The following is an 18,844-nucleotide window of genomic DNA, read 5'->3' on the forward strand; positions in this document are numbered from 1 at the left end:
AATTTGGGCAATAAGAAGCCCGGCGGGTTTACGCCATTAATTTCTGTTGTGGATTAATTCGGCATGGTTAGCCGTTTGGGAAATAAGCTCACCACTGCACGAAAATGATTCATTGCTTTCACCAGTTCCCGCTTTTCGTCAGTAGTCAGATCACTAATATTGACGCCGTGACGTTCTGCCGGAATTTTTGCCATATAAAAAATGGCTGCGAGTGCCCGTTCATTTTGTTTATTATTTACGTCGCGTGGATCGCGCATATCTTTAATAAACCTTTCAAGCTCCGACTCAATATTCAGGCCAAACACTTTAGCTCTCAATTCCGCAATATGATTCAATGCGTCCAGCCTTTTACCGGGGCTTAATGGAACAGTCGCTGCAGCGCCTTCAATAGCCATGATTTCCCCTGTTTGGTTGTGGACAGGTCAGCCAGCAGTTCATCCTGAGAACGGCACGGATGCCAGCGCTTGCCATCCTTCCCCATGATCCAGCCGTGACCGTAGTGCATCGCCGGACTTTGCTTAACGAGAAGTGACGCGAAAGATGGTTCTTTAGTCAGCATAACCACCTCAAATCAGACCGAACGAAGCACCGAGGCCCGTCACGGTATCCACCGCGCTTGCCATCGCCGGGTTAGCCTGTAAACGCGCCTGCATCGAAACGGCAGCCAGTGCCATCAGGCGAGTTACTGAGTTAATGCTGCTGATCACATCACGGCGTCCAGCAGTGGTTTTCACATCGCCAGTAACGGCACCGGCAGCAACGCGCCCTATCTCAGCGGTGGCGCTCATGACATAGTGCGGCAGTTTCTCTTTTGCCACTTCGTTCAGCGGCACGCACGGCAGGCAATGAATTTGAGCAAGGAAACCATCAACCAGCGTGGAGTCCTCAGTGATATCCGTCAGCAGCCAGATTTCCGGCGGCGTGAGCTGATGGGGCTGCTCAGGGTTAAGCTTGTTGCGCAGCGTCTGGACATTCATGCCCACGCGCTGTGCCAGCTTCGCCATGTTGTGACGCAATGCGAAAGCCCTGCAAGCTTCATCAAAATGGGGATGCTGAGAAATTCGATAATCAAACATATTGAATCCTTGCAATTCTCACCGTGGATTAAGAACCAATGACAAGTTGAAAACGGGAATGCCCAAGAGCTTTTCTCAGTTGCTCCTCTTTCCAGCGAGCGTAATAAATACGGATTGGCCCTCCGGCTTTTTTGCATCCCTTGCGGATTTTACGTGGCTCGATGGGAACGCAAGGATTGTCCCCTGTTGTCCAGCGATAAGCTGTACGCACAGAAATACCCTCCAGTTCCGCAAACTGCTGCAAAGTGACTATTGCTGCAGGTATTTTTAAGATGGTGATTTCAGAAGCCATAAAGTTACTTTTCCTTATGCAAACGATTCAGGGTTCATCTGCAGCATGTTTGGAAACGACGTAAACAAACATGTGGTTAATCCCTAACTATCCCAAAATGGAACTATCAGGCTTGCATTGTGACTTCGCAGCCCTGAGCGGCTTCCATCGTCAAAGCAAACATGTTTATTTCGATAAGGCTGTTAACTCCGGCCTTCTTCCTGATAGGAAGTCGGTTTTCACGGATCATTTGGCGGGCATAGCTTGGCTTGTAACCAGTGCGGCGGCAGAACTCATCCAGTGTGATGAATGGCTCAGATACCACAAGGTTGATGCTGGGGCGCATTGTAAAATTACGATTCATGATGCACTATTCCTCAGTTTGTGTTTTAAAACTTCACCATTCGGAACTATTCGCAATCATTCCGAACACCACAAAACCGATGATAGGATCGCATTTTAAATATGTCAAACACAAAAGAAACCCCTAAAGCGATCTCAGCTTACAATTTCACATCTCAAAGTGGAGGTAAAGAGGCAATTACTCGCATCCTTCAGGCTTATGGATTCAGTACCAGACAGGCTTTGTGCGATCATCTAGGAGTATCTCAAAGTACAATGGCAAACCGTTGGATGCGCGATACTTTTCCGCACGACTGGCTTATTGCATGTCACCTTGATACTGGCGCATCTATGCTTTGGCTAACTACAGGGCAAGGCAGTCCCACCACAAAAATAATCAATGACAGTGGATTGCTTTTGCAATTAAAAGAAATCTCAAATGGGATTTACTCATCATCTGAACAGGTCCGTTATGACGCCTGCCTTATCCCCGCAGATTCATCAGCTCCTTTCTTGGTGAAGTTTGAAAAGGCTTTCTATCTTGTGGATGAGTTCAAGGGAGAAATCAATGATGGAATCTGGCTGATTAAATTAGATGGTTTTCTGAGCATCAGGCAAGTTTATCGCCTTCCAGGCGGGCGCTTACGTGTAGAGAATGGCCCAGCATCCTTTGAATGCACCCCATCGGATATTGAGGTTAACGGTAGGGTGATCAGCAAAACAGCATTTACAGAATGATCGAATACGACTTTATACGGAAATGAGTTGAGGCTACTAGCATGAAAAAATTAATGGCAATCGTAACGTTAGGTTTAGTGTTTTTGGCAACACAGCCCTCATATGCACGCAATTATCCATGCTCAGGGAAAAAAGGTGGCGTCTCACACTGTACATCTGATGGCAAATTTGTTTGCAATGACGGCACTATCAGTAAATCAAAACGAATTTGCTCTAAAAACTGATTATGGCTGTTTCAAAGTTAGCTAATGGTAAGTGGCAGGCTCAGGTCTTCCCTAACGGTAGGGATGGGCGGCGCATCCGTCGCCAATTCGCCACCAAGGGGGAAGCCATGGCTTTTGAGCGCCACATTAAGGATCAAGCGCAGGACAAGCCCTGGTTAGGAGAAAAAGCAGATAAGCGTCGAGTTACTGACCTCGTAGATACTTGGTTCAATGCACATGGTGTTACACTCTCTGATGGCCTCAAGCGTAAGGGCGCAATGGAATTTGCCTGCTTTGCTATGGGAAATCCTCTTGCAACAGAATTCAACGCCAAGCTTTTTGCAACCTACCGCGAGCAACGTTTAAGCGGGAAAATCACACGTTCGGATCGTGTAAAAACCGTGGCTCCCCGTACTGTTAATCTTGAGCTGGCGTATTTCCGTGCTATGTTCAACGAACTAAAAAGGCTGGATCACTGGAGTTTGCCAAACCCACTCGAAAACGTTAGGGAATTTAAAATTGATGAGGCTGAACTGACATGGCTTACAGTTGAAGAAATTAAGCAATTGCTAGCTGAGTGTGAGAAAAGCAAAGCGACAGATTTAGTGACTATTGTTAAAATCTGCCTTGCAACCGGCGCAAGGTGGGGCGAAGCGGAATCACTAACAGGCAAGCAAATCAGCCCCGGAAAAATCACTTACATCAAAACTAAAGGCAAGAAAAACCGCGCCGTTCCGATATCTGATGAACTTTATGAAGCTCTCCCCAAAATACGGAATTCAAAACCAATATTTACGAGGTGTTATTCTGCGTTTCGTGGTGCAATTAAGCGAGCAGGAATTGAATTGCCTGACGGGCAGTTATCGCACGTTCTAAGGCATACCTTTGCGAGCCACTTTATGATGCGCGGAGGTAATATTCTCGTACTACAACGAATACTTGGACATACCGATATCAAGGTAACAATGCGATATGCCCATTTTGCTCCAGATCATTTAACTGAAGCAATATCTTTGAACCCCTTAAATGGTATATAAAAATGGATATTGAAAAAGAAATGCAGCAAAAAATGCGTCCTTTTTTACCCATCAAGAGAGTATTTGACAATGAATTTATCTCTTTAGTCACAGAACTAATTTTCCTGATAAGAAGTTATGGAATAGATAAAGTCGGTTTTTCTAATATAAAAAAAGATTATAAATTATTTATTTCTGCAGTACATGATGGTTGGAAAAAAGCACAAATAAAAATCTCTCACAATGTCATCAATAAACTCAGTGAAATTGAAAGTCTGGAGATAAAGAAAAAAGAATTTCATCGACAAAAAAACAAAGATGCCAAACAAGAGTGCATTAACAAAATCAACACTTTAAAATCAGAAATTTTAATTCTAAGACGTTTTATTGACTCTATCGTTTGGACTATTCTCGAAGATGAACACTCAACGATTAGGCGATTACCTTTAGATGATAATCTTGACAACCTCTCAATCAAGAATTTAAAAGAAGCAATACAAACACTTGAGGAGATTAATTCCAACCCATTTACAATTGGTATCTCATCTGATCTAACGACATTCATACACACAGGAGATTTATTAGTAAGAAACTATTTTGATGGCACTCTATCTATTGTCGAGCTGAAAACAGGCAAAAAAAACCTTGAGTTTTGCGATGCTGCTAATTTTTCTCTACATTCAGAATGTCCTATTTTTGATGAGCAATATACAAAAGAGTTATCGCCTGTCGATTTAAAACACTATCAAAGAACGAAAAAACAACTACAACATATGAAAGATGTAACAAACACAATAAATACAGGAGAGGGATATGATCACTTTCATAAACAAACAGTAAAAATCCAAGATAATAACTATATACCTAATTACTTTTCAGAAAAAATAATGGATTCTTGGCGACGCATATCTCTTGGAAAACTTTGGGATATACACGTTATAGACGAATGCTTATTCATTGGAACTTACAAAAACGTTGAAATGGGGTTTGTTGGGTTCAATAGCTGGATGAAAGTCTCAAATTTCAATGGCACTGTATTTAACATCAACGATAGCTTTAAATTAAAATTAACCAAGCCATTGTTAAACTTGAACCTTCCCAATGAGACTATCAAAGATATTCTTCTTGGAGAATTTATTGTCGTTTTATGCTTAGATACTGAAAAATTCTATAATGAAGCAAATAAGATACATCCGGGGATTTTGAAGAGAAAAAGGGTAACTAACAGTAAACTAAACACAATGGATTTGGTTACTGTCAATGAAGAGGCCATTTACAGTGAAAATAACGGACAAGAGATTTATTTAGGGACAGGTTTTCTCAGCAGAATTATTTTCGACTTTCAGCGGCCGAAAAATATCATAAATTGGATTTATAAAGATAGTGATGTAAAAAGACGTGACAATAGAGAAAAAAACAAGAAAAAGAAAATTACTCAAAATGCCAAAAAAAGCAAGTCAAAGATAGCTAAGCTTAGCAGGAGAAAACAAAATTAACTTTAGGAGTGGGGTGTTTTGGCAGCAAAAAGGCAGCACACCTCTTTACCATAAGCAATTATTCGGCACTATTCTACCTTGCAACCTTTTGAAAAATATATAAATCATTGTTTTACATAGACATAATATGGGACTCATAATCGCTTGGTCGCTGGTTCAAGTCCAGCAGGGGCCACCAAATAAAACAAGGAGTTAGATGAGAAATCGTCTGACTCCTTTTTCATTTTATACAAATTGGGTCAGGTAAGGAATCGCCTCTCTTCCCTCTTCATCTCGCAGCCAGCATCCACGGATAGTACTTCGCCACGATATCATTCATCTTTTCTGTCAGATCACACCGCTTAAAAGTGATGTGCGCTGTTCCCTTCCGGAAGTAACGGATACTGAAGAAATCATCTTCGTAAATATCCTTCGACGGATTGTCCCGAATATGATCCATCAAACGTATAGTGACATCGCCACGGTTGTCGGGTATCGGTTTACCATCTAGCAGAAACAACATTCTCTCCAGGTCCGCTAGTTGATCCCGTCGCCAACCCCAGTTCAAACTAAACCCCCAGCGGTTATGCGTCACCAAATTGTTGACGATGATCTTTTTACCAAAGCTGCAGGGACTATTGGTTTTGTAATCCCACGACAGCCCTTTGAAGACATTGATAATGCCACGCTCAAATACATCCATTTTGTTCAGATGTAGCTGCTCAAAAGTACTGAGGATATTCGCCTCGCTGATGGCAGGCAGATCCCCCTCTTCCAGGTTCTTATGCCACTGGTCACGGGCCTGAGCATCCATCAAGGCCATCATGCCGGACCGCAGCATCAGGTCTCGCCAGATACTGCGATCTATATTGCGAGTGACGGCGGGCATCGCTTTATCAGTTTTCTCAGTCAGCCAGTTATCGTAACGATGCCCGGCTTTCATCGCCCAGTCTTGCGCTGTACCACCACCAATTTCAGATGTTAGCCGTGAAATGCTGTCAAGTTGCTGGATTAGTTGCTCGATCTGTTTTAGTGCGGCATCACGGCCTGTCACTATGCGTTCAATGCTGGTCGAGCAAATTAGCTCGCTATGATCGGTTAATACTTCAGCTTCTGTTTGCATGATAGTTTGTCCGTAAAAAGCAAATGCGCCCACCAGGTAATGGCAGGCGCATTATGCAATAAGTAAACAAGGGAGAGAGATCAGGAATGTAATTCGGGAAGGTTGTACGCAATATTTACCGTACTGTATTGTTACGGCTTTGTCGCAATAAGCCAGTTGCCTGCCGCGCTCGCAAAATATCTACCGCCCGAAGATAAGGCGATTGTTCCTGCCGGCTAAACCCTCTGCGATCGATACGAACCAGCTCGTACTTATCCAACAGAAAATTAACGGCATCAGCCAGAGTGATACCAGCATCAATGTGTTCCTGAATCACAGTTTCATCACTCAACGGCGTGTCGTTTAGCGTCAGGTCATAGTGTTGATCCAACAGGCGTGTCAGTAACATTTGCCAGACAGCCACGGGCGACAGACAGGGCTTCGTCGCCCGCAAAATTGTAGCAGGTAGAGTTTTCATGCTTTCTCTCGTGAAATTCGTTATCGTTGGGTGGGGTAAACGGCGATGTATACGTAGCCGCAACTGCCAAGAGTGTCGGCTTCGCAGGTAAAACCGTTGTGGTACAGGGTGACACAGTGGGCATGCCGAGGATTCATTTCACCAGTGGTCAGCATCGATTCCATCTGGCTGATAAAGTGCGGGAATGTTTCTTCCAGCTTCCGGCATTCGGCGTCACTGAATTTACCGGTGATACTGGCCCGGTCAGCCAGAGAATGCAGTTGGTTCCCCTCCTGTACCAGACGGGCTCCCAGACGCGGCGTGGTATCCCGCTGTAGGCCCCATGTAATGTTGCTCATTTATAATCACCTTTATTGTCAGTTCAGAGTGATACTCATCAGACAGGTATAGGACCCGTTGCGGTCCTGGCGGCGTTCGGCGTATACCGCCAGCACGCCGGGAATGTCAGGAACGGCCAGACCGGTGTAATGACAGATACTGCCATGCCACTGGTATCTGCCGGTGCAGTATCGAAAAATGCGGGAGGCCGGATGCTAACGGTAAATCGTCATCGCCCGGCGTTTACTGATAATTCTCATGTCATACCTCAAAGCAGACCGTGTTCAGCGAACGACAATATCTGCGTACCACCTACGATAAGGTGGTCAGGCACACGGATATCAACGAGCTGAAGCGCCTGCACCAGACGCCAAGTGATGGTCTTATCTGCCTTGCTGGTCGAGGTGTCGCCGGAAGGATGGTTATGCGCCAGTATCACTGCTGCCGCATTGAAGTACAGGGCGCGTTTGACCACCTCAAGGGGATGTACCTCGGTACTGCTAATAGAGCCGGCAAACAGGGTTTCGTGGGGCAATCAACCGGTTCTGCTGGTTCAGATACAGCATCATAAACTCTTCGCGCTCCAGTCATTGGCTCGTAATTTTTCAGTTGACGAATTTGCTGCAAGACTTGTTCTGAGGCCCATTCTGGGAAGCTTATAAGTGAGCCCTGCAGCGAATGCAAGCCTTCCTGATTTCTCATGGCATCTCCTGAAACAAAGAGAAAAAAAACGGCGAATCCTTATGGATTCGCCGTAATGATGTTGCGTTCAGGGAAAAAATATATGTCTGAAAAACTTTAGATAACAGAAATTCAAAAAATAAAACCAGCAATATAATAAGAAGCGTAAATAATATTCTCGCTAATGATTGGCTGGATATAATTCAAGCTAACTTAGATCATGCTGCCCTCGAATTGCCGATACTGGGAATAAATTTTGCTCAACGATTGCCGCTTGAGCGACGGCAACATCTGGAACAAAGATGACAACAGCCAAGTCTTTCAGTGCACGGGAGCAACATACATAAAAAAGGCGACGAGTACGATCGAGAACTGACTCTTTGCCCTCTTCAAGATTGGCTAGATCATTGTCGGATAGGGGAATGTATTGAAAATATTTCCCATACGAATATTGGCTGAAGCGAGCCTCTTCATCATCGATAACAACCAATACGCGCTCGAACTGTGCACCTTTTACACCATGGTGAGTGGCAAAAGGTGACTCCTCTGAAAGGTAGCGTCTATACGCCCAAAGTTCATGGGCATCGCATCTTAGATAGTTCTGAACATTTTCGAAGTCATCATTACCATCATTCACAGGTTCATCACTTAAGTGGTTATCAAAGCGATCGTCAAGACGTAGCAGTTCACAGTCTCTAACGTGTAGCAATATATCCCGAACTGTTGCTTGCGATCCTTCTTCCAGCAGTGCAAGTAGGCTATTGATGCCTTGTTGTAGTTCATTTAAAACTGCCACCATACCTTGACCATGCAGTCGTGATGGCTCCAGCTTTGGGCACTCGTTACGCATAATCGACATAATCTGAAATTGATCGTTTGCCTGAGCCGCCGCAAAAATTGGAAGGATATGCTGGACAAATGGGCGAAGCGGCCAAGCTGACCCATCGTTCACCCCTTCACTCAAGCTCATCGGTGCTTTATCAGTAAGGGCAGAAAATAAATGAGGGAATCCCAATCGATTAGCTGCCATACGATGTACCAAAACAAGCAGACGAACATCACCTTCGCGTGTATCACTTAGCCATTGTTCATCGCTAGTTTCATTTGCAAGGTAACGTCTGACAGATGTGAGATAGGCACTTCGTTCCACATTTGAAGGCAAGATGAAAAGATTCACTGTGCCTAATACAGTCTGTTCAACACCATCAACTATAGTTGTTCGGCCACGAATTTGTTGGAGGCCATCCCCAGAAGCACGAATCGAATTGATAACACCAAGTACAGACGTCGGACATCTGAAATTCTCTGGTTTTGTAATTTCAGCCCACCCATCACTTAACGGAATAGCACCAGCTCCGCTCATATAGATTTTCTGCATCGGATCACCAAAAAATCCTATGCACATGTCAGGATTGTCATTAGCAATAGTTCGAAGCGCAGAGATCACATCAGGATCGGTATCCTGACTTTCATCGACAAAAACAAATGGAAAGCGCTTGGCTACAATCCTTCTCAAAAGTGGATGAGCCTCAACACAAGCAGGGACGAGTTTAAGAATATCATCGTGCCCTAAAATACCCTTCGCATAGTTACTTCCTGTCCCGTAGATAAATTTATCAACATCATCAATGCACTCAAGTTGAGCAGAGAGATAGGCAATTTCATCTTCAAGACGAGATTTTGTTTTAGCTTGTGTTCTGGGCTTATCATAATGGGCTTGCTTTTCAGCTATTTTTTCATGTATTCGCGCTACGACCCACTTTGCGATATCTAAATGAAAAGGTCGGATGACCGACCAAAGAAAGCTATGAATGGTTGAAATATGAAATAACTGTGAATTACCAACGTCAGCGGCAATCTCACCAACAGCTACCTCTGTATACGTGATACAGGATATTTTTTGCCCGGCACGACGTAAAGCAGAACCACGGGTATCAGCCAAATGTGCCAGGGCTTTAATGAGAGATGTTGTTTTACCTGAACCAGCACCGGCGACCATGACAAATGAACGTGGTGGCGAGCTATCCAGACAAGCACGAACATCAATATCTGCCTGTGTGTCAGGGCTACCAATGCGACTGGTCATGCAACCCTCCCACCATCTGTTTCAGCCAAAGCGACGGACATATCCTCAACATCCTCTTCCTGACCTTCTGCAACTTCTAGTTCCGGCGGGGCTATTTCAGCTTCGAGCCATTTTAATCCTTCAGCAATGTATGTTGGGACAGACCATTCATCCGGTTTTTTAAGAAGTAAATTCAGAGCAAAATCAGTTTTACTGAAGCTTTTTGATTGCACGCGCTTGTGAATGCGCTGGGCCAGTTGCAGTAGATCCATACTTATAGCTCTGGCAATACGTAGCTTGAGTGGCTTACAGCCCACATCTTGACACCAGGACAGATTTTCAAGTGCAAAAGCTTCTTCTAAAGTACGGCCAGCAAGCGCCAGTGTTTCCTCTTTCCATGTAACATCTGTCTGGCACTGGTAAGCAACACGAACCAAAGCGTCACACTCAGCTGTGCGGCTTTGTATTTTCATTTCCTCAGTTGCTTCCCATAAAGCGGCAACGGTGTCACATTTCGGTAACCACTTCCGAAGTGTTTGATTAGAGGTCATAGCTCCAGGATGACTGGCAATACAAGCCTTTCCTGGTGTTTCTGTGTTGGCCTGTTCTTCCTCATCATCAGGTTCCTCGCCATCATCATTTGCAGCCGGATTTTCTGCAAGACCATCTAACTCATCTGCTCGAGCTTCTGTTGCATCTTGTACCGGAGGGGTACAGTACACACTATCCAGATCAGTAATAATGAGTGTAGTAAGCCCAAGATATTCAATTAATTTTTGGAATCGATAGCCAAAAGCACCGCCAATCTCAAGGACTGTTAGGTAAGAGGATTTTAATCTAGGTGCGGCGGTAGCAATCATTTGCGGTAGCAGTAGCCGCTCAACATTGCCTTCTACAAGTACAGCCCCGTCGGCAAAAAACAAGTCACAATGGGTCAGCTTCAAGTAACGCTCAAGAAAGTCTCGAATTTCAGGGTCAGTATTATCATAAAAAACAGAAAGATTGAGCACATCTGTTGCCGACATATTTGATGATCGCTTCCGCCGAAAGTAACGGATCGGCCGAAAACCACGTTCGTAAAGAATATGAGTTGAATGAGAAGTCACCACCACTTGAGTGGTGTAATGCATAAGCTCCTGACTCTCCATGGCAAGAAGGTCCATTATCTTGCGTATAAAAGCCTGCTGTAACTGTGCGTGGAGATGAGCTTCTGGCTCTTCAATAAAAATCAGGTGAACCGGTGGTCGATTCTCTTCTATTGCTAACCATTGGTTGTGGATGTCAAGTAATTCAACAACCATAAAGATCAGATTCTTAAATCCAAGCCCGTTATAACTATCGGGTAGTGTTGGTGGGGTAGGATTACCGTCATCCTCCCCCAGCGCGTAATGTATTACGGCCCCATTTTGGTTGTTCATGATCTGCGCCGGGTCTAAGGCCGAACGAATCATCATACGTGGGTTTGAAAGTCCAGGGTATCCGAGTTTCGCCAGACTTTTCAGCGTAGGTGCAAAAACACGTTCAAGATGCTGATTGAAAGCTGATTCAGACGCAGCTAAAGCAATTAATGCTTCGTAATCTTCACCTTTTTGTTCAAGATTTCGTCCGTAAAAACGGCTGAGAACACGAGAAAGATCCTCCGAACGGGAACCTCCGGAACCATCTGAAAGATGACGCTGAGCATTCAAAAAGTTGATTTGGATAAGGCTGTTCAGTATTTCGCGACCACTTCGATCACGCCCTGTGAGCGGAGTAGGCTCATAGCCTCCCTCAGATATCATTTCCGCATTGAAACGTGCGGGATCAAGTACAAAATAGCGGAGTTCATATTCGTCATTGAGTCTATCGCGAAGATATTCCCAAAGATTACGAGGTGAAGGATCGTATTTGGGAGTTCCATTTTCATCTTTAGGAGTGGCATCGATAGCAAGCTGACGTACTGCGAGGAAGCGCGAACGGATTTCTTCAGGATTGATGGGGGAAAAAGCAATGCGCATTCCAACCAGAGAACCTGACCACGATAGGCTGGGGAGAAGATCGACTACACGATGAACATCATTCGGTGTTACTTCAAACCAAATATCAAGTTCCAGTGAAGGTAGCGACGCAGCATCCGCCCCTTCTCCAAATGTGACAATTTCAGTCCAACATTCAGCATTGAAGTCATGAATATTGAATCGGCTTTTACCGGTGAATAATTGAAGTGCATGACCGACAGAAGTCTTACCACTGTTATTCGCCCCTACGAAAATCGAAATGTCTGAAGCAAGATCGATTACAACATCGTGTAGCCTTCTGAAATTACGGATTGCCAGCTTTTTCAAATGCATTCTCATTATCCTTTAATGAAAGACTGCCTTGCCAATAAAAATCATTAATTTCAATAACATTTACATTTAGCATCAGCAAGCTATTTAGGGTTCTCATGCATTAAAACTTGAAGTTATGAATGATTTTTTAGTGTTCAACCTGATATCTGAGCACTATATAACGCTATTCTTACCAGAAAAAATTTGATCACGAGCACGTGTAATAAATTTAAATTACTTGATTTAATCTATTCGGCATGAATATGCTACACCGCACAAAGCATATGTATTTATCTTTATTCGGAGTTTGAATGCTGCTCACCTACAAGGAAATAGCTACGTTTACGGCAGGCTCGCACATCAGCCGTATCAAGCAAAGCGCAGATGGGCAGGCATTTCGTTTCTATGCAACCGAGCAGTTTATGGTCGATGATTGGCAGTCAGCTATTGTGTCAGCCGAGAAGGAGCTGTGGGTTAAAACGCAGCAGGAGATTGTGCTTACGCAGAAAGGAGATGTTGTCATCAGCCTGATCCATGGCAAGGCTGTTCGTGTGAGTGCCGAAAATGCCGGGCGTATCTTAGGTAATAACTACGTCAAAGTGGATGTGGATACCAGCCGGATTGATGCCGCGTGGTTTCTCTGGCATTTCAATGAAAGCCTGGAGGGACGACGTCAGCGGATTCAGACCACCCAGGGTTCTACCGTAGTACAACGTATCGCTGTGAATGAACTAAAAAATTTTACCGTTACCCTCCCGCCACTCGCACAGCAAAACGCGATGGGGGGACTCTATCTGGCGGCGCGAGAAAAACGCTTTTATCAGCAGCGGATTGCCACCCTGAGTGAACAGCAGATCCTGAGCCTGCTCAGTGGTATGATTTGACTTATTACGTCACCCCTTTGTGACGAAGAAAAACAACAGGAAGAACTATGTCTCCCCAGATTGAAGCGCAAAATTTAAGTGAACTGCAAGGCCGCCTGTGGAATATCGCCGATACCCTGCGCGGTAAGATGAATGCCGATGAATTCCGCGACTACTGCTTAGGCTTTATCTTCTATAAATATCTTTCTGAAAAATTCGTTGCTTACGCGAACAAAATCCTGGCGGAAGATGGCATTCAGTACAATGAACTGACTGCGGAACATCCGGCTTATCAGGATATCGTTGATGCGGTAAAAGAGGACAGTGTCCAGACTTTAGGCTATTTCCTGCCGCCGACAGATTTGTTCCACACCATGGCAGAACGTGTGGCTAAAGACCCCAAAGGCACAGGTACTGGCTTTATTCTGGAAGACCTCGCCACTACCCTACGCAACATTGAACAGAGCACGCTGGGTACCGACTCCGCGGATGACTTCAGCAACCTGTTTGAAGATCTCGATTTAGGTTCCAGCAAACTCGGCAACACGGCGAAAGCGAAAAACGAATTGATCGGCAAAGTCGTCACAGAACTCGATAAACTGAGCTTTAACCTGAGCGAAGCGAGTTCCGACATTCTGGGTGATGCCTACGAGTACTTGATCGGCCAGTTCGCCTCAGGCGCTGGTAAGAAAGCCGGTGAGTTCTATACCCCGCAGCCGGTTTCCACCCTGTTGGCTAAAATCGTCACCACCCACAAGCTGAAGCTGAAAAACGTCTATGACCCGACCTGTGGCTCTGGCTCTTTGTTATTGCGCGTGAAACGCGAAGCCTCGTCGGTAGGTAAAATTTACGGTCAGGAGATGAACCGTACTACCTATAACCTGGCGCGTATGAACATGATTCTGCACGGGGTTCACTATGCAGATTTTGAGATCATTCAGGAAGATACGCTGGAGCACCCGCAGCATACGCATCTGAAATTTGACGCCATCGTCGCCAACCCACCGTTCTCCGCCAAGTGGAGCGCCAGCCCGCTGTTTATGAACGATGACCGCTTTGCTCAGTACGGTAAACTGGCCCCGTCCAGCAAAGCAGATATGGCGTTTGTACAGCATATGTTCCATCACCTGGAAGATGACGGCACTATGGCGGTGGTGTTGCCCCACGGCGTACTGTTCCGTGGCGCAGCGGAAAGCCATATTCGTCAGTTTATGATTGAGAAGCTGAACTGCATTGATGCGGTTATTGGCCTGCCTGCCAATATCTTCTACGGCACCAGCATTCCGACCTGCGTATTGGTACTGCGCAAGTGTCGTAAGCACAACGACAGCATTCTCTTTATCGATGCCAGCAATGACTTTGAAAAGGTGAAAACTCAGAACCGTCTATTGCCAGTACATATCGACAAGATTGCCGATACATACAACGACTGGAAAACTGTCGAGAAGTACAGCCATATCGCTACTTTGGAGGAGATCCGTAACAACGATTACAACCTCAATATTCCGCGCTATGTTGATACTTTTGAAGCGGAAGAAGAGATTGACCTCAACACCGTGGCGCAGGAAATCCGCGATCTGGAAGGGAAAGTTGCGGAGATTGATAAGACTATCGCTGGGTTCTGTAAGGAACTAGGGATTGATGTGCCGTTTGTGCTGGCTGGGGGGATCAAGTGATGTTACCGAAGTTGCGTTTTAGGGGGTTTAAAGAGCAATGGGAACTCACTCTATTGGGAGATGTGACATCTAAGATTGGTAGCGGTAGCACACCAAAAGGTGGATCTGAAGTATATCAGTCTACAGGTATTCCATTTATTCGCAGCCAAAATGTAAATGATAATCAACTTAAGTTGAATGATTTAGCTTATATTTCTCACGAAATAGATGAGAAAATGAAGGGTAGCCGGGTTGAACCTAATGATATATTGCTAAATATAACGGGGGCGTCAATTGGGCGTAGCTGTGTTGTCCCTCAAGATTTCTCTAAGGGAAATGTTAATCAGCATGTATGTATTATTCGTTTAGCACGAGGAGTACCAAAATTCTACCAAACATATTTGAGTAGTCAAAAGGGACAAAACCTGATCAACTCTTCACAGAGTGGCAGCGGTCGTGAAGGGTTGAATTTTGAAAATATTCGTAATTTCAAAATTTATGCATGCTCTAAAGCAGAGCAACTTAAAATCGCTGATTTTTTGTCTTCTGTTGACAGAAAAATCAATCTGCTAAACAAACAGTACGAACTTCTGGGTCAGTATAAAAAAGGCATAATACAGAAGATTTTTAATCAGAAACTACGGTTTAAAGATGATAGCGGGAGGGCGTTTCCTGAGTGGAAAAGTACGATTCTTGATGAAGTTGTTGATCTTATAACAAATGGACTAGCCCTAGATCAGAATGATTCAAAAAATGGTTATCCTGTAAGTAGGATAGAAACTATTTCTGAACGTTGTATTAACATGAAAAAAGTAGGATTTGTTGATACTGACAATGACATTTCAAATTATAAGTTGAATTATGGGGATATGCTCTTCAGCAATATAAATAGCATCTCACATATAGGTAAGATAGCTTATTTTGACATAGATGACACACTTTATCACGGAATGAATCTTTTACGGATAGTCATTAAAAATAGCCACTGTAAGTTGTTCTTTTACTATCAACTTATTACAGATACTAACAAGAAATATTTCGAATCACGAGCAAATCAAGCCGTTAGTCAAGCCAGCATTAATCAAACAGAGCTGAGAAAAACACCTGTTCAAGTCCCATGTAAGGAAGAACAAACCAAAATTGCCAACTTTCTCTCTGCTCTTGACAATAAAATAGCCGTCAAAAAAGCAGAACTAGATAAATTAAAAACCTGGAAGCAAGGCTTGCTCCAGCAAATGTTTATATAATAATCATCCGGTCCGACCCACTCCGGGCCAGCACAATAACAAAAGGCACTACACACTGATGGCAACGCAAAGCGAATACGAGTTAGAAACGCAGCTGGTGGAACAGCTGGTGGGCATGCACTATGAACGGGTGAATGTCACCGACGAAACCAGTATGAAAACCAATCTGCGAAAGCAGATTGAAATCCATAACCGACTGGAATCTGCGCCACTCACGGACGGCGAATTTAACCGTATTTTTTTGCATCTGACAAAAGGCAATGAAGTCATCGATCGCGCTAAGATCCTGCGCGATCGCTACCAGTTATTGCGTGATGACGGCACTGAGAAGTGGCTCAGCTTTATCAATAAAGAAGAGTGGTGCCAGAACGAGTTCCAGGTGACGAGCCAGGTGAAGCAGTTCAACGCCGAGCAAAACACGCGTAAAACTCGCTTTGACGTTACGTTACTGATCAACGGCCTGCCGCTGGTGCAGATCGAACTTAAACGTCGCGGCCTGGGGCTGAAAGAGGCTTTTAACCAGATCGATCGTTACCATCGGGATGCGTTCTGGGTCGGCAGCGGCCTGTTCCAGTATGTGCAGATCTTTATTATCAGCAACGGCGTGGATACCAAATACTACGCTAACAACCGCGCCAACCATTTCGAGCAGACCTTCTTCTGGACCGATGAAAAGAATAACCCGCTCAAAGCGCTGGAGAAATTCACCGACGCATTTCTGAAAGTCTGTCACATCGCCAAAATGATCACCCACTACACGGTGCTGAACGAAACCCGTAAATGCCTGATGGTGATGCGCCCGTACCAGTTTTACGCCTGCGAAGCGATGATCCGCCATGTGAAGGAAAATCTCCACAAGCAAGGTCGGCCGGAGAACGGCTATATCTGGCACACCACCGGCTCCGGTAAAACGCTGACCTCGTTTAAGGCCAGCCAGGTGATCATGGAGATGCCGGAAGTGGATCGGGTCATTTTTGTGGTCGATCGGCGGGATCTGGATTATCAGACGGCGAAAGAATTCAACGGCTTTGCAAAAGACAGCGTGGACACCACCAACAACACCAGTACGCTGATAAAACATCTCAAGCAAAGCAGCACCAAACTGACGCTGACCACCATTCAGAAGTTGAATAATGCCATCGCCCATGAAGGGTATAAAGCGCAGCTCGCACATCTGCGAAAAGAACGCATCGTCTTTATCTTCGATGAATGCCACCGCAGTCAGTTCGGTGATACGCATAAAGCGATCGTGAATTTCTTCGAGAATGCGCAACTGTTTGGTTTTACCGGGACGCCAATCTTTGCCGATAACGTCAATATCACCAATGGTGTCAAACAGACCACCGAACTGTTGTTCGATAAATGTCTGCATAAATACGTGATTGTCGACGCCATCCGGGATGAAAACGTTCTGCGCTTTGCCGTGGAATATGTCGGTACTTACAAGCGCAAAGAGAGCAGCAATGAGATCGATATTGATGTGGAAGATATCGACACTAAAGAGGTGATGGAAAGCGACATCCGGTTGGGCAAAATCACCGACTATATCCTTGCCCACCATAACGCCAAGACCCGGAACCGCGAGTTCACCGCGATGTTCTGCGTCGGGTCAGTCGATATGCTGATCACCTACTACAAACTCTTTAAAGAAAAGCAGGCCGCACTGCAGGCGGCGGATGCCAACTACAAGCCATTAAAAATTGCCACCATCTTCACTTATGCCGCCAATGAAGCGGACAAAAATGATAAAGAGGCTGTAAACGGCCTGCTGGATGAAGAGGATATTAGCCTGCCGCAGGGCGCGAAAGTTGATACCTCAAGTCGCGATCATCTGGACAGTTTTATCAAGGATTATAACGAGTTGTATGGCACCAGCTACTCAGCCAATGATTCAAAGAGCTTCTACAATTACTACAAAAATATTGCCCAGCGCACCAAAGAGAAAGGCATAGATATTCTTCTGGTGGTGAATATGTTCCTCACCGGTTTCGACAGCCCGGCGCTGAACACGCTGTACGTCGATAAAAACCTGCGTTTTCACGGCCTGGTGCAAGCGTTTTCCCGCACCAACCGCATCCTCAACGAGAAGAAAAGCCACGGGAATATCGTCTGCTTCCGTAATCTGAAGAAAGCCACCGACGATGCTATTGCCTTGTTCTCGAATAAAGATGCTTCTTCTACGGTGCTGGTCAAACCCTTTGAGGAGTACTTCGGGGATTATCAGGACGCAGTCGATCGCTTGTTAACGCTGACGCCAACGGTAGAAAGCGTGGACGATTTACAGGATGAAGAGGCACAGCTGGCGTTTGTAACGGCATTCCGTGATGTGATGCGTTTGAAAAATATCCTCGAAAGCTTTGCCGATTTTGACGATGCGGCGAAACCGCTGTCGGACCAGACGCTGGCCGATTTCACCAGTAAATACCTCGATATCCACGACAAGGTGAAAAAGCACTCCAGCAAAGAGAAAGTCTCGATTCTTGAAGACGTGGATTTTGAAGTTTCGCTGATTCATCGCGACGAAATTAACGTTGGCTACATTCTGCGTCTACTGGCGGGCATACAGGCGATGCCACCAAAAGAGCAGCAGGAGCAGAAGAAAAAGATCATGGATATTGTCGACAGCGACGTCACGCTGCGTAGTAAACGTGAGCTTATTGATAACTTTATCGAAAAAAACCTGCTGCATACCTCGCATGACGAGGATATCACTCAGGTGTTTGAAGCTTATGTCGAACAGGAAAAAGGTAAGGCGCTGACAGCCTTGTGCAGCGAAGAGCGACTTGATTCCATCAAACTAACCGGCTTACTGGACAACTACCTCTTTACCGACGTGATGCCGCGAGAGGATGAAGTGGCAGAAACGCTAACCTGGACGCCGAAGATTCTGGAACGCAAGAACGTGCGGGCACGTGTCTACGACCGTGTGCGCAATGTGATTGAAACGTTTATCAATGGGATGCGCGGGTTTTAATGGATTTTGGTGATGAATATGGCAGAGGTAT

At 45.1% G+C, this 18,844-nt stretch carries 17 protein-coding genes and 2 pseudogenes; 7 read left to right on the plus strand and 12 right to left on the minus strand.

Translation table 11 applies throughout. The features are described 5' to 3' along the window. Positions 1-53: 53 nt before the first annotated feature. From ACQG2G_RS18910 to ACQG2G_RS18930, 5 genes are all read right to left on the minus strand, one after another. On the minus strand, positions 54-395 hold the full coding sequence (locus ACQG2G_RS18910) for a DUF5347 domain-containing protein (RefSeq protein WP_219978516.1): 342 nt from the start codon (positions 393-395) through the stop codon (positions 54-56). Then, positions 359-559 (minus strand): phage filamentation protein Fil family protein, encoded by a 201-nt coding sequence (locus ACQG2G_RS18915; protein ID WP_248766643.1) that lies wholly within the window; start codon positions 557-559, stop codon positions 359-361. The genes ACQG2G_RS18910 and ACQG2G_RS18915 overlap by 37 nt, the downstream gene beginning before the upstream one ends. A 7-nt stretch (positions 560-566) precedes the next feature. Further along, positions 567-1,076, minus strand: coding sequence for a phage regulatory CII family protein (locus tag ACQG2G_RS18920; protein WP_248766644.1), 510 nt, complete (start codon positions 1,074-1,076; stop codon positions 567-569). Between the two features lie 28 nt (positions 1,077-1,104). Beyond that, a complete protein-coding gene (locus tag ACQG2G_RS18925) occupies positions 1,105-1,368 on the minus strand; it encodes a hypothetical protein (RefSeq protein ID WP_063855319.1) in 264 nt (87 codons plus the stop codon). 106 nt (positions 1,369-1,474) lie between these two features. Next, a complete protein-coding gene (locus tag ACQG2G_RS18930; RefSeq protein WP_248766645.1) occupies positions 1,475-1,711 on the minus strand; it encodes a regulator in 237 nt (78 codons plus the stop codon). Between the two features lie 101 nt (positions 1,712-1,812). Here ACQG2G_RS18930 and ACQG2G_RS18935 point away from each other — a divergent pair, with 101 nt between their 5' ends. The 3 genes from ACQG2G_RS18935 (at position 1,813) to ACQG2G_RS18945 (ending at position 5,142) form a co-directional block, all read left to right on the plus strand. Next, positions 1,813-2,427, plus strand: a complete 615-nt coding sequence (locus tag ACQG2G_RS18935) for a phage repressor protein CI (RefSeq protein WP_063855318.1) — start codon at positions 1,813-1,815, stop codon at positions 2,425-2,427. Between the two features lie 226 nt (positions 2,428-2,653). Continuing rightward, positions 2,654-3,667 (plus strand): phage integrase, encoded by a 1,014-nt coding sequence (locus tag ACQG2G_RS18940; RefSeq protein ID WP_063855317.1) that lies wholly within the window; start codon positions 2,654-2,656, stop codon positions 3,665-3,667. A 2-nt stretch (positions 3,668-3,669) separates the two neighbouring features. Further along, complete coding sequence (locus tag ACQG2G_RS18945; protein ID WP_219274236.1) at positions 3,670-5,142, plus strand: hypothetical protein; 1,473 nt, start codon at positions 3,670-3,672, stop codon at positions 5,140-5,142. A gap of 268 nt (positions 5,143-5,410) precedes the next feature. Here the strand turns inward: ACQG2G_RS18945 and ACQG2G_RS18950 are convergent, their stop codons facing one another. The 7 genes and pseudogenes from ACQG2G_RS18950 to ACQG2G_RS18980 form a co-directional block, all read right to left on the minus strand. Then, entirely contained in the window at positions 5,411-6,244 is an 834-nt protein-coding gene (locus tag ACQG2G_RS18950; protein ID WP_061771561.1) for a DUF4942 domain-containing protein, read from the minus strand. 115 nt (positions 6,245-6,359) lie between these two features. Next, entirely contained in the window at positions 6,360-6,701 is a 342-nt protein-coding gene (locus ACQG2G_RS18955; RefSeq protein ID WP_061771560.1) for a TA system toxin CbtA family protein, read from the minus strand. Positions 6,702-6,721: 20 nt separating this feature from the next. Further along, positions 6,722-7,039 carry a type IV toxin-antitoxin system YeeU family antitoxin gene (locus ACQG2G_RS18960; RefSeq protein ID WP_061771559.1) on the minus strand — a complete coding sequence of 106 codons (318 nt, stop codon included), beginning with the start codon at positions 7,037-7,039 and terminating at the stop codon, positions 6,722-6,724. A gap of 18 nt (positions 7,040-7,057) precedes the next feature. Next, positions 7,058-7,279 (minus strand): annotated as a pseudogene (locus ACQG2G_RS18965) (DUF987 domain-containing protein). Positions 7,280-7,287: 8 nt separating this feature from the next. Beyond that, positions 7,288-7,606 (minus strand): annotated as a pseudogene (locus tag ACQG2G_RS18970) (JAB domain-containing protein); the annotation flags it as partial. A gap of 302 nt (positions 7,607-7,908) precedes the next feature. Then, on the minus strand, positions 7,909-9,786 hold the full coding sequence (locus ACQG2G_RS18975; RefSeq protein WP_061771558.1) for a UvrD-helicase domain-containing protein: 1,878 nt from the start codon (positions 9,784-9,786) through the stop codon (positions 7,909-7,911). Then, positions 9,783-12,095, minus strand: a complete 2,313-nt coding sequence (locus ACQG2G_RS18980) for an ATP-dependent nuclease (RefSeq protein ID WP_061771557.1) — start codon at positions 12,093-12,095, stop codon at positions 9,783-9,785. Before ACQG2G_RS18980 ends, ACQG2G_RS18975 begins: the two co-directional genes overlap by 4 nt. A gap of 290 nt (positions 12,096-12,385) precedes the next feature. On the opposite strand from ACQG2G_RS18980, the gene ACQG2G_RS18985 reads away from it, so the two are divergent. The 4 genes from ACQG2G_RS18985 to ACQG2G_RS19000 are packed head-to-tail and all read left to right on the plus strand — an operon-like array spanning position 12,386 to position 18,813. After that, positions 12,386-12,958, plus strand: coding sequence for a restriction endonuclease subunit S (locus ACQG2G_RS18985; RefSeq protein ID WP_248078997.1), 573 nt, complete (start codon positions 12,386-12,388; stop codon positions 12,956-12,958). Positions 12,959-13,005: 47 nt separating this feature from the next. Further along, a complete protein-coding gene (locus ACQG2G_RS18990) occupies positions 13,006-14,613 on the plus strand; it encodes a type I restriction-modification system subunit M (RefSeq protein ID WP_061771924.1) in 1,608 nt (535 codons plus the stop codon). Further along, positions 14,613-15,839: a restriction endonuclease subunit S gene (locus tag ACQG2G_RS18995; protein WP_061771923.1), complete on the plus strand. Its 1,227-nt coding sequence runs from the start codon at positions 14,613-14,615 to the stop codon at positions 15,837-15,839. Before ACQG2G_RS18990 ends, ACQG2G_RS18995 begins: the two co-directional genes overlap by 1 nt. Positions 15,840-15,897: 58 nt before the next feature. Next, a complete protein-coding gene (locus tag ACQG2G_RS19000; RefSeq protein WP_061771922.1) occupies positions 15,898-18,813 on the plus strand; it encodes a type I restriction endonuclease subunit R in 2,916 nt (971 codons plus the stop codon). Positions 18,814-18,844: the final 31 nt, after the last annotated feature.

Source organism: Enterobacter cloacae complex sp. 382A5 (assembly GCF_050031095.1).
GTDB lineage: Bacteria > Pseudomonadota > Gammaproteobacteria > Enterobacterales > Enterobacteriaceae > Enterobacter > Enterobacter cloacae.

Coding starts and splice junctions, on each gene's coding strand:
- ACQG2G_RS18910 (WP_219978516.1), bottom strand. CDS start 395: ATGGCTATTGAAGGCGCTGCAGCGACTGTTCCATTAAGCCCCGGTAAA.
- ACQG2G_RS18915 (WP_248766643.1), bottom strand. CDS start 559: ATGCTGACTAAAGAACCATCTTTCGCGTCACTTCTCGTTAAGCAAAGT.
- ACQG2G_RS18920 (WP_248766644.1), bottom strand. CDS start 1,076: ATGTTTGATTATCGAATTTCTCAGCATCCCCATTTTGATGAAGCTTGC.
- ACQG2G_RS18925 (WP_063855319.1), bottom strand. CDS start 1,368: ATGGCTTCTGAAATCACCATCTTAAAAATACCTGCAGCAATAGTCACT.
- ACQG2G_RS18930 (WP_248766645.1), bottom strand. CDS start 1,711: ATGAATCGTAATTTTACAATGCGCCCCAGCATCAACCTTGTGGTATCT.
- ACQG2G_RS18935 (WP_063855318.1), top strand. CDS start 1,813: ATGTCAAACACAAAAGAAACCCCTAAAGCGATCTCAGCTTACAATTTC.
- ACQG2G_RS18940 (WP_063855317.1), top strand. CDS start 2,654: ATGGCTGTTTCAAAGTTAGCTAATGGTAAGTGGCAGGCTCAGGTCTTC.
- ACQG2G_RS18945 (WP_219274236.1), top strand. CDS start 3,670: ATGGATATTGAAAAAGAAATGCAGCAAAAAATGCGTCCTTTTTTACCC.
- ACQG2G_RS18950 (WP_061771561.1), bottom strand. CDS start 6,244: ATGCAAACAGAAGCTGAAGTATTAACCGATCATAGCGAGCTAATTTGC.
- ACQG2G_RS18955 (WP_061771560.1), bottom strand. CDS start 6,701: ATGAAAACTCTACCTGCTACAATTTTGCGGGCGACGAAGCCCTGTCTG.
- ACQG2G_RS18960 (WP_061771559.1), bottom strand. CDS start 7,039: ATGAGCAACATTACATGGGGCCTACAGCGGGATACCACGCCGCGTCTG.
- ACQG2G_RS18975 (WP_061771558.1), bottom strand. CDS start 9,786: ATGACCAGTCGCATTGGTAGCCCTGACACACAGGCAGATATTGATGTT.
- ACQG2G_RS18980 (WP_061771557.1), bottom strand. CDS start 12,095: ATGCATTTGAAAAAGCTGGCAATCCGTAATTTCAGAAGGCTACACGAT.
- ACQG2G_RS18985 (WP_248078997.1), top strand. CDS start 12,386: ATGCTGCTCACCTACAAGGAAATAGCTACGTTTACGGCAGGCTCGCAC.
- ACQG2G_RS18990 (WP_061771924.1), top strand. CDS start 13,006: ATGTCTCCCCAGATTGAAGCGCAAAATTTAAGTGAACTGCAAGGCCGC.
- ACQG2G_RS18995 (WP_061771923.1), top strand. CDS start 14,613: ATGTTACCGAAGTTGCGTTTTAGGGGGTTTAAAGAGCAATGGGAACTC.
- ACQG2G_RS19000 (WP_061771922.1), top strand. CDS start 15,898: ATGGCAACGCAAAGCGAATACGAGTTAGAAACGCAGCTGGTGGAACAG.